12 protein-coding genes, 1 pseudogene and 1 other annotated feature are annotated in these 15,603 nt (G+C 54.3%); of the genes and pseudogenes, 5 read left to right on the top strand and 8 right to left on the bottom strand.

Annotated features, from left to right (window positions below; genetic code table 11):
• Positions 1-740 precede the first annotated feature (740 nt).
• Positions 741-984 (top strand) — a binding site (T-box leader).
• A gap of 35 nt (positions 985-1,019) precedes the next feature.
• The 3 genes from B2Y11_RS07225 to B2Y11_RS07215 all read left to right on the top strand — a co-directional run bounded on the left by B2Y11_RS07225 (position 1,020) and on the right by B2Y11_RS07215 (position 5,134).
• On the top strand, positions 1,020-1,682 hold the full coding sequence (locus B2Y11_RS07225) for a vitamin B12 dependent-methionine synthase activation domain-containing protein (RefSeq protein ID WP_291057755.1): 663 nt from the start codon (positions 1,020-1,022) through the stop codon (positions 1,680-1,682).
• Positions 1,683-1,892: 210 nt separating this feature from the next.
• Positions 1,893-4,268, top strand: coding sequence for a homocysteine S-methyltransferase family protein (locus B2Y11_RS07220; protein ID WP_291057753.1), 2,376 nt, complete (start codon positions 1,893-1,895; stop codon positions 4,266-4,268).
• Positions 4,268-5,134: a methylenetetrahydrofolate reductase gene (locus B2Y11_RS07215; protein ID WP_349676025.1), complete on the top strand. Its 867-nt coding sequence runs from the start codon at positions 4,268-4,270 to the stop codon at positions 5,132-5,134. The genes B2Y11_RS07220 and B2Y11_RS07215 overlap by 1 nt, the downstream gene beginning before the upstream one ends.
• An 892-nt stretch (positions 5,135-6,026) precedes the next feature.
• Here B2Y11_RS07215 and B2Y11_RS07210 read toward each other — a convergent pair.
• Both B2Y11_RS07210 and B2Y11_RS07205 read right to left on the bottom strand, forming a co-directional pair.
• Entirely contained in the window at positions 6,027-6,752 is a 726-nt protein-coding gene (locus B2Y11_RS07210) for an SDR family NAD(P)-dependent oxidoreductase (protein ID WP_291057749.1), read from the bottom strand.
• Between the two features lie 9 nt (positions 6,753-6,761).
• Positions 6,762-8,078, bottom strand: coding sequence for a divergent polysaccharide deacetylase family protein (locus B2Y11_RS07205; protein ID WP_291057747.1), 1,317 nt, complete (start codon positions 8,076-8,078; stop codon positions 6,762-6,764).
• A gap of 617 nt (positions 8,079-8,695) precedes the next feature.
• Here B2Y11_RS07205 and B2Y11_RS07200 point away from each other — a divergent pair.
• Complete coding sequence (locus B2Y11_RS07200) at positions 8,696-9,640, top strand: D-2-hydroxyacid dehydrogenase (protein ID WP_291057745.1); 945 nt, start codon at positions 8,696-8,698, stop codon at positions 9,638-9,640.
• Between the two features lie 176 nt (positions 9,641-9,816).
• Here the strand turns inward: B2Y11_RS07200 and B2Y11_RS07195 are convergent, their stop codons facing one another.
• The 6 genes from B2Y11_RS07195 to B2Y11_RS07170 form a co-directional block, all read right to left on the bottom strand.
• Positions 9,817-10,470: a coenzyme F420-0:L-glutamate ligase gene (locus B2Y11_RS07195; RefSeq protein ID WP_291057743.1), complete on the bottom strand. Its 654-nt coding sequence runs from the start codon at positions 10,468-10,470 to the stop codon at positions 9,817-9,819.
• On the bottom strand, positions 10,470-11,024 hold the full coding sequence (locus B2Y11_RS07190) for a hypothetical protein (protein WP_291057741.1): 555 nt from the start codon (positions 11,022-11,024) through the stop codon (positions 10,470-10,472). Before B2Y11_RS07190 ends, B2Y11_RS07195 begins: the two co-directional genes overlap by 1 nt.
• Before the next feature lie 7 nt (positions 11,025-11,031).
• The gene (locus tag B2Y11_RS07185; protein WP_291057739.1) at positions 11,032-11,805 is read right to left on the bottom strand and encodes a glutamate racemase; all 774 of its coding nucleotides are present in this window, start codon (positions 11,803-11,805) and stop codon (positions 11,032-11,034) included.
• Positions 11,805-12,221 carry an acyl-CoA thioesterase gene (locus tag B2Y11_RS07180; RefSeq protein ID WP_291057737.1) on the bottom strand — a complete coding sequence of 139 codons (417 nt, stop codon included), beginning with the start codon at positions 12,219-12,221 and terminating at the stop codon, positions 11,805-11,807. Before B2Y11_RS07180 ends, B2Y11_RS07185 begins: the two co-directional genes overlap by 1 nt.
• 361 nt (positions 12,222-12,582) lie before the next feature.
• Positions 12,583-12,879, bottom strand: a complete 297-nt coding sequence (locus B2Y11_RS07175; RefSeq protein WP_291057735.1) for a hypothetical protein — start codon at positions 12,877-12,879, stop codon at positions 12,583-12,585.
• Positions 12,880-12,886: 7 nt separating this feature from the next.
• Positions 12,887-13,810, bottom strand: coding sequence for a LysR family transcriptional regulator (locus B2Y11_RS07170; protein ID WP_291057733.1), 924 nt, complete (start codon positions 13,808-13,810; stop codon positions 12,887-12,889).
• Between the two features lie 426 nt (positions 13,811-14,236).
• Between B2Y11_RS07170 and B2Y11_RS07165 the strand changes: the two are divergent.
• A pseudogene (locus tag B2Y11_RS07165) lies at positions 14,237-15,603 on the top strand (pyruvate:ferredoxin (flavodoxin) oxidoreductase); the annotation flags it as partial.

The following is a 15,603-nucleotide window of genomic DNA, read 5'->3' as shown; positions in this document are numbered from 1 at the left end:
TTGACAGCCGCTTCGCGGCTGAAGGTTGTGGATTGCCGCTGCGCGGCAATGGTTTTTATAGGCCGCCTTCGGCAGCTGTCACCGTATGGAGTTTCATTTCGACTTGCTGCCTCCAGCAGTGTGCCTTTGACAATCCCCCCTCGCCACTTCGTGGCCCTCTCCCGCCCCGGTGGGAAGCGTGTCACTGGATTCTCAGTCGTCTGTCGACTCCCTATGAATCCAGTTCCCTTGCCACCTGACAAGCAGGGGGGCGCAAGAGAGTATATAGGCGCTCGCCACCCACCCCTTAAAAAGGGTGGGCAAGTGGCGTAATAGCACAGTCCCCTTTTCCTCCAAAACTTGCTGTTCGCTGCTTGCAGGGAGCGAGGACAGCGATACCTTAAAACTTTTCCCCCTGCGGGGCACAACAGCCTGCAGGTTACCGCTTTCCCATAAGCAGCACAAAAAACTCCCCGAAATCCTCTGCTCACGTGTGGCCGCAGGGAAATTTCAGGAAGTTTTTCTTTTTCTATTTACAGCCGGCTGTTAAGAGGCTTATCATATCGGAACTGCTGCGCCCTGTGTTCCATGGATGCGCGCTGACAGGGTTTCATGGCAGCAGGTTCCGGTATTTCGCCTCTCTGATCATATAGTTAAAGCAGTCATGCTTTTCTCTCATATTTCCTGATTTCCCCTGATTACTTTGCGTCAGCATCCATTTGACACTGCCTTCTTCCTATGCTATAGTTAGTCTTAATTACAGACATGCGATGAAGAGAAGAGTAGGCAGAGGATAGGGCCAAAGAGAGCTTCCGGTGGTGAGAAGGAAGCGCCGAAGGGCTGCTGAAGATGGACTCTGAGCAGGGAGGGCCGAATGATGAGGCATCCCGGGTGCGCCCGATACAGCGCTCAAGTATCAAGGCCTTCGGGCCGGCGTACCTATAGAGGTTCATGCAGCGATGCATGGATGAAATTGGGTGGTAACACGAGTCTTTCGTCCCTTTCAGGGATGAAGGACTTTTTTGTTTTAAGGAGGTTTCATGGCGTTTTACAATGGAACTTTATTTGAAATCAACCGGAAGGAAATGCTCCGCTATGCAGGCATGAATCCGAAGGGGAAGGATTTCCCGAAGGAGGCAGTGGACAGTGCCATACAGGAGGCGCTGGCGCTGGCGGAGACCCGGGGTATCTGGCAGGTACTCCCCTACTCTCCTTCCGAGGGACGGATAGAAGGAAATCCGCCGCTCATGCTGGAGGGAGAAAGCATTCGCCGTCATCTCTCCAATTCCTGGTCCGTGGCGGTGCTGGCGGTGACGGTGGGCGATGAAATCGAAAGGACTTCTGACGCCTGCTTCAAAGCCGGCGATTATGTGCGGGGCCTTCTGCTGGATGCCGCCGCCACTACGGCGGTGGAGCATCTGGCAGACCAGGTGGATAGGCTCATCCAGAAGGAAGCGGAGAAGGACGGACAGAAGACGGTGTGGCGCTTTTCACCGGGCTATGGTGACTGGCCGGTGACCCAGCAGAAGGATTTCTGCCGCCTGATCCGGGCAGAGGAAATCGGAGTCCATGTGACGGATCACTCCATGCTTTTCCCCAGAAAGTCGGTGTCCGCCATTATCGGCATTTCCCAGTGTACCCAGCCGCCGGCGCCGGCCAAGTGCAGGACATGCTCTTTGGTGACTTGTCCGTTTCGACATTAGAGGGATTGTTGACGGCCCGACAGGCCGCAGGGGCTTTGCCCTTCGGGCAAAAGGTTGTGTAGAAGGGTTGCATTCGCTGTCGCTCAGGGGGGCAGAATAGGGCCTCTCTATTCGTACCCTTAGAGTCATATGGCCCACCAGCTACCAGCCACTAGCTCACTAGCTCACCAGCTCACTAAATAACAATATTTCACATCAAAGGAGAACCTTATGATTTTATTTGACGGCGGCATGGGGACCATGCTGCAGAGATTCGGTCTGGAGGCAGGAAACTGCCCTGATTATTACAATATTTCTCATCCCGATGTGGTTCAGCAGATTCACAAGGCCTATTGGGATGCGGGAAGTGAGTTTATTACTACCAATACTTTCGGCGCTTCTCCCATGAAGCTTGCCGATTATGACCTGTCGGATCAGGTGGAGGCCATCGCTTCTGTTGCAGTGCGGAATGTACGGGCTGCCTGCGGGGACAGGGTGAAGGTGGCCGGGGACATGGGGCCTACGGGCAAGTTTATCAAGCCCATCGGGGATTTGTCCTTTGATGAAACCTGTGAAAATTATTTCCGCCTGGCCAAGGCGCTAGCCGATGCGGGAGCGGACTGCCTGATTATTGAAACCATTATCGACATCCAGGAAATGAAGGCAGCGCTGATTGCGACCAAGGCAGCCTGCCAGCTGCCGGTAATCTGCCAGATGTCCTACTCGGAGGACGGGCGCACCATTCCCGGCACGGATCCCGTCACCGCCACCATTCTTCTGGACGCCATGGGAGCCGATGTGATCGGCGCCAACTGCTCCGTGGGCCCTGACAAGCTGCTGGATGCGGCCCGCCAGATGGTTTCTATCACCAATAAGCCTATCATCATCCAGCCCAATGCCGGCATGCCGGTGCTGGAAAACGGGGAGACCCGCTATCCGCTGGAGCCGGAGGAGTTTGCCTCCTACGGGCCGAAGTTTGCTGAAATCGGCGTTTCCTACCTGGGCGGCTGCTGCGGCACCACGCCGGATCATATCCGCGCCCTGAAGGAAGCCCTGCAGGATGTACCGGTGGCAAAGCCCCGGGAGGTGAAGCCTTTCACTGCCCTCACCTCCCGCACAAGAACCGTATACATCGGTGATGCGTATGCACCTGTCAAAATCGGGGAACGCATCAATCCTACGGGCCGCCGGAAAATGAGGGAAGATATCCAGCGCGGCAGTTTCGTTTCCGTAAAGAAGGAAGGACTGGCGGAGGTAGCCGCCGGTGCGGATGTGCTGGATGTGAATATGGGCGTCCCGGGCATTGACCAGCGGGATGCCATGGAAACTGCCATTTCCCAGCTGTCCATGCTCTGCCCGGTACCCCTTTCCATCGACAGCACGGATCCCCAGGTCATTGAAAGGGCGCTGAAGATGTACCCCGGCCGCCCGCTCATCAATTCCGTGAATGCGGCGGATGAGGAAATCATGGATAAGGTGCTGCAGCTGGCAAAGAAGTACGGCGCCGCCCTTCTCTGCCTCCCTCTGGAAAAGGGAAATCTGCCGAAAACGGCGGAGGAACGAATCCGCATCGCCCGCCGCATCATCGATAAGGCGCTGGCAGCGGGCCTTCGTAAGGAAGACCTCCTGCTGGATCCTCTGGTCCTTACCATCGGTTCTTCCGACACCGGCGCCAGGGAAACACTGCGGACCATTTCCCTGTATAAGAAGGAATTCGGCCTCCCCTGCGTCATGGGCACCAGCAACGTTTCCTTCGGTCTTCCCGCCCGCCCGCGGATTAATGCGGCCTTCCTCACCATGGCCTTTGCCTGCGGCATGAACGCCCCCATTATCAACCCCCTGGACCAGGGCATCCAGGATGCCTTCGTCAATGCCCGGCTCCTTCTGGGCTTCGACCCCGGCGCCCAGGATTTCATCAAGGCAGCCGCCGTTTCGGAAGAGCCCAAGGCAAAGGCGCCGGTAAAGGATCTGCCGCCGCTGGAGCAGATCAAGGCCGCTGTCAAGAGCGGTGAAAAGGAAGAGGCCGCTTCTCTGGTGAAGCCCCTGCTTGACAGCGGGATTTCCTCGGAAACCATTATCAAGGAAGGCCTCACCGCAGCCATGACGGAAATCGGCGACGGCTATGGTGCCGGCAAGGTATACCTCCCCCAGGTAATGATGGCGGCGGAAGCTATGCAGGCCGCTTTCAAGGAGTTAAAGAAACTGCTTCCGGAAATGAGCTCCGCCGTAAAGGGCACCCTGGTCATCGGCACGGTGAAGGGCGACATCCACGACCTGGGCAAGAACATCGTGGCCGCTCTCATGGAAAACAGCGGCTACCGGGTCATGGACCTTGGAAAAGACGTGGAAGCGGAAGATCTCATCAAAGCGGTGAAGGATGAAAAGGCGGACCTGGCAGGCCTCTGCTCCCTCATGACCACCACCCTGCCGGAAATGGAACATACCGTAAAACTCCTGAAGGAAGAAACGCCGGCGGTGGACATTCTCGTAGGCGGCGCCGTGGTAACCCAGGACTACGCCACCCGCATCGGAGCACCCCATTACTGCAAAGACGGCATTGCCGCCGTTAAGATTGCCGATGAACTGATAGAAAAGAGGAATGGATGATGACCACATTAAAAGAAAAAAACAAGCAGCATATCTTTACCCTCACCACGGAGCTGGATCCGCCGAAAAGCGCCTCCCCGAAGGTGACGGAAGAACAGGTGGTGAAAGTGGCACCCTACGTGGACGCTGTAAACATTGCGGACTGCCCCATGGCCAAAATGCGCATGAGCCCCATCGCCCTTTCCTCCATCATCCAGAGCCGCTACCAGGTGGAGTCCATTTTCCACCTCACCTGCCGGGACCGGAACATTATCGGCCTGCAGGCAGAACTTCTCGGCGCCTATGCCCTGGGCGTCCATAACATCCTCACCCTCACCGGCGATCCGCCCTCCATCGGCGACCATCCCCATGCCAAAGGGGTCTTCGAAGTAGACTCCACCGGCCTCATCGAAATCGCAAGAACCCTGAATTCGGGAGAAGATATGATGGGCCACAAGCTGGGCGAACCTACAGACTTCTACATCGGCACCACCGCCAACCCCGGCGCCGACGACCTGGATAAGGAAATCCGACGGCTGGAGGGAAAGAAAAAAGCGGGTGCTCAGTTCATCCAGACCCAGCCTATTTATGACATCAAACAGGCGGAAGACTTCCTCGCCGCCGCCAAAGACCTCACCCTCCCCATCCTCTTCGGCATCGTCCCCCTGAAGAGCTTCAAAATGGCCACCTACCTCAATAACAACGTACCGGGCATCTTCATCCCGGACAAGGTGATGAAAGCCATGGAAAAAGGCGGCCGGGAAACAGGCATCGCCATTTCCAGAGAACTGGTAAAGGCGTTGAAAGAAATTCACGCCGCCGGCGCCCACCTCATGCCGGTGAACGACGTGGATGCGGTGGGAGAAATAGCTGGGGAAAAGATTTGAGATTTGAGGTTTGAGAGCTGCCCTCCGTCTTATTGTGCCCCTGCTTGCGGGGTGGCAAGGGAACTGGATTCGTAGGGAGCTGCCAGCGACTGAGAATCCAGTGACACGCTTCCCTTTGGGGAAAGGTGGTGCCGAAGGCACCAAAGGGGCACGGGTCCTTGGGGCCCGAAGCTTCAGACTTCAGACGATCAGACGGTCTGACGTCAGTTTTCGGGCCTATCCTCAGGGCTCCGCCCAGCTCATTCCAGTGGAAGGAGCCTGCGTTACGTACTGTTCTGTAGAGTCATGAACGATGGGCAGCATGGCGGTTTGAGGAAAGAGATTTGAGGTTTGAGGTTTAAGACGTCAGACGGTCAGACTTCAGACTGGCATTGTGCTGGGGAACGTGTCCCCTACTTACGTCAGGAACCTAGGGAAGCACTGATTAATTCGNNCGTCGACTTATTCCTTGCATTGAATAAAAATGCAAGAATGAAATCCGATAACGATTTAATCAGCGCTTCCCTAGGTGGAGGGCGATTTCGGGGCTTCGCTCGAAATGACGACAGGCCGCAGTATGGCCAGGGTTCAGAGGAGGAAGGTTCTGATGATTGATGCGCCCTGCAGGCGCAAGGGTTCTTGCGTTTGACGGGCCTTTGGTCCCGAAGGTTATGGATTGCCCTGCGGACAATGAATTTTAAAATGCCGCCTCCGGCGGCGCCTTTGCAGCGCAAAGGCCTATCCTCAGCCCTATCGGGGGAGTTCCTTCCAGTGGAAGGAGCCTAACTTTACGCGCTATCCTTTTTTCACATGAGGTGTGTTCTCTTCTCAAAATAACGGGGGATATAAAAGAGCCTTCCTGCAGGCCGGCATTTTCAGTAATGCCAGTCTGCGGGAAGGCTCTTTTTGTATTTCACCAGTCTGTCAGTCCGCCGTCTACGGGGATGACGGCGCCAGTGATGAAGGAGGCTTTGGGGGAAAGGAGGAAGGCGATGAGTTCGCCTACTTCTTCCGGCCTGCCGATACGCATCAAAGGGTACCAGTCTCCCATTTCTTTGCGGCTGCCGCCGTAGTCTTTGAGCTGCTTATCCAGAAGGGGTGTGTCAATGTCGCCGGGACATACGACGTTGGCCCGGATGCCTTCTACTGCCAGTTCCAGGGCCAGGGAGCGGATGAAGGAGACTAGGGCGCCTTTGGTGGCGCCGTAGAGGCTGCACTGTACGTTGCCCTGGAGGGCGGCGTCGGAGGCGACGGCTGCGATGCTGCCGGCCCCGCCTCTCATGGCGGGGATGGATTCTCTGGCCAGTTTCATGGCGCCGAATACGTTCACTGCGAAGTATTTCTCTATTTCATCGTCGGTGGTATTTTCCAACAGTTTTTCTTCGTAAATGCCGGCGGAAAGGACGAGGCCGGTGAGTTTTCCCAGGGAGGAGGCAGCCTTCACTGCCCTTTGGCAGTCTTCGGTTACTGTGACGTCACAGGGCACGTACATACTGCCGGGCACTGCTTCTTCCGCCGATTTCCCTCGTTCTTCGTTTCTTCCCAGAAGAACGGGGCGGATGCCCTCTTTGGCAAGGATTTTGGCGGTGGCAAGGCCTATGCCTGAGGTGCCGCCGGAAATGAGAACGGTCTGTATCATAGCTCCTCCTTATTTCGCAAGGGAAGAAACATAAACGAACTGGATGCCCTCTTTTTCCAGCTGGGGCACCATCTGACGGAAGGCTTCCGCTGTCTTGGGGCGGCAGTGGCCTATAATGACGTAGGTGCCGTATTTCTGCGCCCGCTTTGCCGCTTCCCGTATCATGGCGGAAATGGCAGCCACGTCAGCTTCATTGTCCACGAAGAGGTCGTTTCTTACATAGGGAACGCCGTAGGCTGCAGCCGCTGCGTCGGCGGCAGTGGTGGAGTTGGTGCGGCTGTCGAAGAAGAAGAGGTGGCGGTGATGGAGCTCATTCATCACCACGTCCATGGTGCGGCGGTCAATGGTGGCTTTGGAGCCCTGGTGGTTATTAATGCCCACTGCTTCCGGTACCTGGGAGAGGGAGTCTTTCAGAAGGCTCCTGATGGCTTCATCGCTCATGGAAGTGAGGATGACTTTGGATTCCATACCGATGCCGGATACGGACTCCATGGGCTGGTGGAGAATCACCGGCATGCCATGGGCATGCCAGGAAATGGCGGCGTCCCGGGTGTGGACCTGGTTCGGCATGACTGCCAAGGTAAGGGGAATGCCCAGGGATTCATATACATGCTGGGACTCCAGGTCTCTTCCTGCGTCGTCGATCACCACTGCCAGCCTTCCCTTCACGGCAGAGGGGGTATTGGGCTTCGGCGCCGGAGCTGCTTTAGCAGGAGCAGCAGCCGGCTTGGCAGAAGATGCTTCCTTCTTCACACTGTTTCCACTGACCGATGGCTTTTTGGCAGCAGATGAAACAGCAGCAGAAGAACTTCCCGATACGGAAGATACGGGAGCAGAAGCTTTGGAACGTGATTCATATTCTTTCTCAGGGGCCGAAGAAACAGCCACCGTCTTTTCCTTCGGTTCTTCCTTCCCCGTCACTTTCGCTACAATGGAAGGCAGGCTGAAGGACGATTTTTCTTCTTCCTTTGCACCGGTGGAAGGCGCAGAGGATGTTTTGGCCGCTTTACTGTCTTTGGCCGGTTCTTCATCGTCTGCCTTCACCTGTACTGTGACTACCTTATCCATGGCAGCCTTGATTTTTTCCTTCACGCTTTCCGGCGTGCCCTGATCTTCCTTCGGCACCAGCCCCTTCATTTCCTTATCATTAAAAAGGTGGCCGATGGTGGTCACATTTTCCGCCACCGTGGAATCAGGGGCATTGGTCATGCGGTCCGTCATGTAGGCGGAGCCCATGATTAATGCCACAAAGAAAAGGAGCACCAGAAATGGATGCCCGCCCTTCTTTGCCGTCCTTGTCCGCCGTACCCGTCTTTTCCCTGCCATAGTTCTCTCCTCGCTGACAGTCCTGTAATGACTATCGAATTTATTTTCTATATTATACCATATGGAGGGTGTGGGGAGAGATTTGAGGTTTGAGATTTGAGGTTTGAGGGCATAGAGACAATCAGGCTGGAGACGTCAGACGGTCAGACTTCAGACGACATTGAAGCAGAAGGCTTTTCGGTCATAAGCGATAGGCAGCGATGAGGCTCGGGTTCAGAGGGTTCAGAGGGTTCAGATGGTTCAAAGGGTTCAGATGGTGGTGGATTGCCGCTGTGCGGCAATGATTTTTATAGGCCGCCTTTGGCGGCGGAACGGCTGTATGGACTTTCATTTCTACTTGCCGCCTCCAGCAGTGTGCCTTTGGCAATCCCCCCTCGCCACTGCGTGGCCCTCTTCCCCCTGACAAGCAGGGGCGCTAGAGAGTATATAGGCGCTCGCCCCCCACCCCTTAAACAGGGGTGGGCAAGTGGCGTTACGGGATTACCTTTTGTGTCATCTGTGCCGCATGACAATCAAGCGCTTATGTGCATGATGGCCCATTTCTCCCCTATTTCCATGTGATGATATAATAGAGAAAAACAGGTTTGCCGTGATTTCAATGAAAGAGGTTGATTTCCATGAAACTGGTAGTGATTAACAAGTTATCCGATGAAAAAATCAATGCATTGAAAAAGGCTGTGCCCGGTTCGGTGGTGGAGGCTTACCGGTCGCCGAAGGAGGCGCTGCCCCATGTGGCTGACGCCGATGCCATTGCCCTCTGGGGATTCCAGGATGTGGAGCCCCTCCTGCAGGCGGCGCCCCATGTACGGTGGGTTCATTCTCTTTCCGACGGAGTGGAAAAGCTCCTCACTCCCAGCATGATGGAAAGGCCCATTATTCTCACCAATTCCCACGGTGTCCATGACCGGGCTGTCTCGGAGCACACCATGGCTCTTCTTCTGTCCTGGTTCCGCCGCATTCCTGATGCGGTGCGCAGCCAGAGTGCCCATGAGTGGTCCCGTCCCCACGGGGAGTCTCTCTTCGGAAAGACCATCCTGATCGTAGGCTTCGGCGGCATCGGAAGGGCCATCGCCCAGCGGGCCAAGGTCTTTGAGACCCATATCCTGGCGGTGAAGAAGCACCTGTCCCATGAGCTCTTTGCGGATCATGTGTATACCCAGGAGGAAATCATGGCTGTGCTGCCTAAGGCGGACATTGTAATCGTAGCCCTTCCTTCCACGAAGGAAACAGAAAATTTCTTCGATGAAGCCAAGTTTAAGGCCATGAAGAAATCGGCCCTCTTTATCAACATCGCCCGGGCTTCCGTGGTGGATGAACCGGCTCTGGTAAAGGCCCTTCAGGAGGGAATGATTGCAGGCGCCTGCATGGATGTGTTCTCAAAAGAACCTCTTCCGGCAGATCACCCCTTCTGGGATATGAAGAATGTAATCATGACCCCTCATATTGCCTCCATGGTTCCTGATTTCTGGAATAAGCTCACCTATCTTCTGGAAACGAATTTCATCGCTTTCAGCCATGGGGAAAAGCTGCTGAATGAAATCGATAAGAAGAAAGGGTATTGAGAGAGGGGCCGCAAAGCGGCCCCGGGTTCAGAGGGTTCAGAGGGTGGTGGTGGCGCCCTGCGGGTGCAATATAAAAAAACTTCTTGCCGCCTCTGGCTGCCCCCTTCCGGCTTCTCCACTCTCCCCTTTCCGACGAATGAAAGCAATAAAAAACAGGGCTTCGTGCCCTGCTTTTTTTATTTGCCTTCCATAACGTCGGTGAAGTTTTTGATGATGACGATGGGCGTTCTCTGGTTGTCGTTGCCGAAGGGGTTGTCGATAAGGATTTTAGCGATCTGCTTGGGATCCAGGCCCTGGCTTTTGCCCAGAACGGCGGCTCTTTTCAGGTCGTTTACGTCGGCAATGACGGCGCCGTAGGCACCGGTGGCTTTCTTAATCTTTTCGCATACGTTGTCCGTATCCGCCGGGCCGTATACGAGGCACTTGTCGAAGGGGGGCATGGTGCCGGTGACGTCGTCGATGAGGGATGCCTGGCGGCAGCGGGCATAGAAGACGCCGTTCTTTCCGAAAATCTTGGCCACAGCGCCCAGGGCGAAGGAGAAGAGCATATTCCATTTCCCCTCTTCATCCATGGCTGCCTGCATGCCGTAGATGCTGGCCATGGAGCCGGCGGAGGGAACGAAACGGTTCATAAGTCTTGCCTGCCAGCATACGTTCAGTTCTTCCGGACGGACGTAGCGGTTCTGGGTGATGGCTACTACCGATTCGGCGGAGCAGACGATGTCGTGGTCCGTAATCTTGTCGCCTGCATATTCCAGGATGGCATCCACAATGTTGTCATGGTGGGTGAGAATGCGGGTATGGATAGGAAGAAGTTCAAGTTCTGCCATTATTTTCTCACCTCCGAAGTATATTCATAGAGCGCATTCTGCAGCTCTTCCCTGGTAATAACGATTCTTGTTTTTGCGTAGTAGTAGTCGCTTCTTGCCACCACCTGGTAAATGATGTCCATGCCGAATTCCGGGAAGGTTTCCAGGTCCTGGAGGATGCTTTGGCCTTTACCGTCAATGTCCAGGGTGATGAGGAATTTCTTTTCCTTACCGGGATCCAGAATGAAGGCCTGCCAGTAGTCATCATCCCGGGGCACGTCGAAGTCGGTGAGGTGCCCGGTGACTCTGGCATTGTCATACTGTTCGAAGGGAAGGTAGATGCGGACGAAGGCATCCATAATGGTTCCCAGCTGTTTTCCCACGTTTTTGATGGGGATGGTGAAGGAAAGGGTCACGTGCTTCCTGTCCATGGACTCCACATGGAGAGGGGTGCGCTTCGATTTCAGCATGCGAAGCACGCAGTCTCCCTTAATGACGGCCACTGCCCAGTAGGCAATGAACCCGAGGCAGATGATGAGGACGATCACTGCCGCAATTTTAAGCAATAACAACATTTCTTACTCACTCTCCTACAAGTTTTATTTTTTCCACAGGCACCGGCCCGAAGAGGCGATGAACCAGCGGCGCTGCATGGTCCACACCGGCGGTGAAATAAAATTCATCCTTCCCCTTCTCCTCTGCCAGGCGGCCTTCCTTTTCCAGTATGGCCATGCCCGTTTCCACCGTGGGAAGGGCGGGGTCAATGAAAGGAATCCCCGGGAAGACCTTCCCAAAGGCATCCGGCACCAGCGGATAGTGGGTGCAGGCCCAGTAGCCTGTATCTATACCTAATGCATGATACTCCTTTGCGGCCTTCTGCACAAGGGCGGAAATGAAATTTTCGTCTTTCCCCTGCTCAATGGCTGCCGCCACCCCTTCGCAGGGCACCTCTATCCATTCCACTTCCGGAAATCTTTTTTCCAAAGTTTTTTTATGGGCATGGGTTTTGATGGAAGCGGGGGTAGCAAAGATACCTGCCTTCTTTGTACCCTCCGGCAGGGTAATGTGAAGGCTCATCTTCACCACCGGCACCGGCCCTTCGGTGAAGGAAGGGGGCACATTAAAGGAAATGGTATTGCAGGCGATGAGGATCATCTTCACGTCTTTTGACAGAAGGAAAGATTTGATTTCCTCTGCAAACCGTCCGATTTCCTCCCTGCTTCGTTCGCCGTAGGGATTCCGGAGGCTGTCCCCCAGAAAGACCATGCTTTCCTTCGGATATTTTTCGTGAAGCACCCGGGCCACGGTAAGGCCTCCGATGCCGGAATCCATAATGCCAATGGGTCTGTTGTCCATTATTCTCTATCCCCTTTGGAAAGATCAATGAGGGCGGTGAGCTTCTCCTTCGGAAGCCGCACGATCCTGCCGGTTTTCATGTCGGTATAGGTATTCACCGTGCGGCCGGTGGTGAGAAGGGCGCCGGATTTCTCGGAAACCGCTTCGTATTCAAACACAAGCCTTGCCCGGTCCACTTTGCGAAGATAGGTTTTAATAAGGAGCACTTCATCATACCGGGCGCTCTGATGATATTTCACTTCTACTTCCACAATGGGAAATACGATGCCCCCATCCATGAGCTCCGTGAGGTCCAGCTTTCCTTCCCGCAGGTACTCCACCCGGGCTTCTTCAAAATAGCGCAGGTAGTTGGCATGGTGCACCACCTGCATGCCGTCGGTTTCGTAAAATTTCACTCTTCTTTTATATACATACATAGCAATGTCCTCCATGGCTTTATATTTTTTAATTATACCACAGAACAATTCCCTAAAACGATTCTCCTGCTACTGCTTCGAAATTGGAATGATGAAAAAATGATGGAAGCCCTGCCGTATGTCACAGGCTCTATGGTCATTTCAAGCGGGAGGGCATCGGAAAAAGGACAGCCCCATTCCGGTGGGAGATCTCTCGACTCAGAGCTTCAACAGAGGACAGGCATATCGTTTCCCTTACTGGCGTACCACCCCGCTCGAGATGACGAAGCGGCGGACTACTTATCGTCATTTCGAAAAATGCATAAGGCTATAGAAAAAGGCTGTGAAGAAATAAATCCCTATTTCTTCACAGCCTTTTTCCCTATTTCCCGTAAGTGTCCCATTCCATTTCCATGAGACGCCAGTTCTGGCTGGCGGAGTGTTTCTGGAGCTGGAGGATGTCCTTATCCTGTTCTTCGTTTTGGGAGAGGGCCGTTTCCGCTTCCCAGCGGATGTCGTTCAGCTGGTCGTCGTAGCGGGAGGATTCTATGTTCATCATCCTCTCCTGCAGGTCCGTAATGAGGAACTGCTGGTAGATGACCATGGCCAGAAGGGCTGCCATGATGAGGTACAGGGGCCTGTTTTTCTCCCAGTCCACTTTATCTTTCCAGTTTTTCACGGAAATCTTATTTCCTCATTTCGTCGTCCAGCTTCTTGTCATCGTTCAGCATGGTGAGATGGTCTTTGGTGAATTCAATCCACAGACGGGCCGCTCTGGAGAGGAAGCGTCCCTTCTTCCAGATGGCATAGAGGTGATGGGTCATTCTCGGTTCCGTCATCACCCTGGTCACCACACGGCTGTCCTCGCTGTTGGCAGGGCAGAGGCGGGATGGCAGGATGGCCACGCCCAGGCCGCTGGCTACGGTCTGCAGCATGAGTTCCCGCTGGCTGGTCTCAAAGACTACCTTGGGGGTAAAGCCGATTTTCTTGCAGTTGGACAGGATGTCGTCGTGAAGGTTGAAATCGTCCCGGTAGAGCACCAGGGGATAGTCTGCCAGAAGCTTCATGGGTACTTCCCTGTTTTCTTCCAGAGGATAGCCCTTGGGCATGACTACGCACATTTCATCTTCCGAAAGGAAGAAGGATTCGAAATCCTTGTTGGGGATGGTGCAGATAATGCCTACGTCGATGATGCCTTCCTGTACGGAGGATTCAATGACCTTAGAGCCGTGTTCATAGAGCTTGATGGCAATCTGGGGGTAGGTGCGCTTGAATTCGCCCAGAAGCTTGGCAAATACATGGGCATCGGTAATAGGCGGCAGGCCGATTTCGATGGTGTCCTGCTTCAGGTTGAATTCGTTTTCAAAGTCTGACTTCAAATGTTCAAAGACGAAGAGGCAGCGTTTGGCATAGTTGTAGAAAATGGTGCCGGGCGCGGTGATTTCCACGGTCTTGGCGTTACGGATGAAAAGGGTGACGCCCAGTTCTTCTTCCAGCGATTTGATCATGCGGCTGATGGCGGACTGGGAAATGTGGAGGTTCCTGGCAGCCTTGCTGAAACTTTTCTGCTGCGCCACTTCCATGAAATACTTCAAATGACGATAATCCATTCTTCTTTCCTCCTGTGGACTTTTCTCCTGGCAGAAAGGTACTTCTGTCATAAATCCCCGGGAAACACTGATTCATGGGATGGCCTGACTTCACAGGAATGAGATCGGGCCATAGGTATTCGGCGCTTCCCTTGTGCAATGATTGACTTTATTCTATAATAATGATGTGTCTATCAGGACGCAGCCTGAATGTACAGTATCTTATGATTTGTATAGAAGAAAGTCCGGACATCTATGCATATTTATCATAGAACTATTGTACATAATTTCCGGGCATCTTGCAAGAGACAGGAGTGAAAAAGGATACCCTTCCGGATTTCTGCCGCCCGTGTTTTGGCAGAAGAGGACTTTCTCTATTCCCTATCCTGCAGGTATTTTCAATGAAAGGCAGGTCTTCTGCTTTTCGGAAAAGGAGTTGTTGATTCTGTGAGAAAAGTAAAAACAATGGATGGCAATACAGCTGCTGCGTATATTTCCTACGCATTCACTGAAGTAGCTGCTATTTATCCGATTACCCCATCCTCCCCTATGGCGGAATCGGTGGACGAATGGGCTGCCCACGGCAAGAAGAACATTTTCGGCGACACAGTACATGTCGTGGAAATGCAGGCTGAAGGCGGCGCTGCCGGCGCATTTCACGGCTCCCTCCAGGGCGGTGCTCTGACCACCACCTATACTGCATCCCAGGGGATGCTCCTCATGATTCCAAATATGTATAAAGTGGCTGGCGAACTGCTGCCGGGCGTATTCCACATTGCTGCCCGCGCACTGGCCAACCATGCCCTTTCCATTTTCGGCGACCACCAGGACGTGATGAGCGCCCGGGCCACCGGCTGCGCCATGCTGGCAGAAGCCAATGTCCAGGAAATCATGGACCTGGCAGGCATTGCCCATCTGGCTGCCATTAAAGGACGGGTTCCTTTCATCAATTTCTTCGATGGTTTCCGTACCAGCCATGAAATCCAGAAGGTGGAAGTCATGGACTATGATGAACTGGCTCCCTTAATCGACCAGAAGGCCCTTGCTGCATTCCGTGCCCGGGCTCTCAACCCGGATCATCCGGTGATTCGCGGCACGGCTGAAAACCCGGATGTATACTTCCAGCACTGCGAAGCGGCCAACCCCTTCTACAATGCCCTGCCGGACATCGTCCAGGACTACATGGACAAAATCAGCAAAATCACCGGCAGAAGCTACCACCTCTTCGACTACTACGGCGCACCTGATGCGGACCGCATCGTCATTGCCATCGGCTCCGTCACCGATATCTGCAAGGACGTGACTGATGCACTGAACGCCCACGGCGAAAAGGTAGGCGTTCTTAACGTCCATCTGTACCGCCCCTTCTCTGTGAAGCATTTCCTCTCCCAGATTCCGGAGACCGTAAAAAAGATTGCCGTTCTCGACCGCACCCGCGAACCCGGCGCCATCGGCGAACCGCTCTATCTGGACGTGGTTTCCGCCATCGCCTCCTCCGGCCGCTCCATCAAAGTATGCGGCGGACGCTACGGCCTGGGCTCCAAGGACGTGATTCCGGAAGATATTATGGCTGTGTATGAACATCTGAAGGATGAAACACCACGCCATAACTTCACCCTTTCCATCAACGACGACGTCACCGGCCTTTCCCTGGCTCCCGTACCGGTACCGGAAATACCGGGCAAGCTGGTTTCCTGCAAATTCTGGGGATTCGGCAGTGATGGCACCGTAGGCGCCAACAAGAGCGCCATCAAAATCATCGGCGACCATACAGACCTCTACGCCCAGGGCTACTTCGCCTATGACTCCAAGAA

This window comes from Dialister sp. UBA1703 (assembly GCA_002320515.1).
Classification (GTDB): Bacteria; Bacillota; Negativicutes; order Veillonellales; family Dialisteraceae; genus Dialister.
The sequence above is the reverse complement of the archived record's forward strand: the minus strand, read 5'-3'. Positions and strand labels throughout refer to the sequence as shown.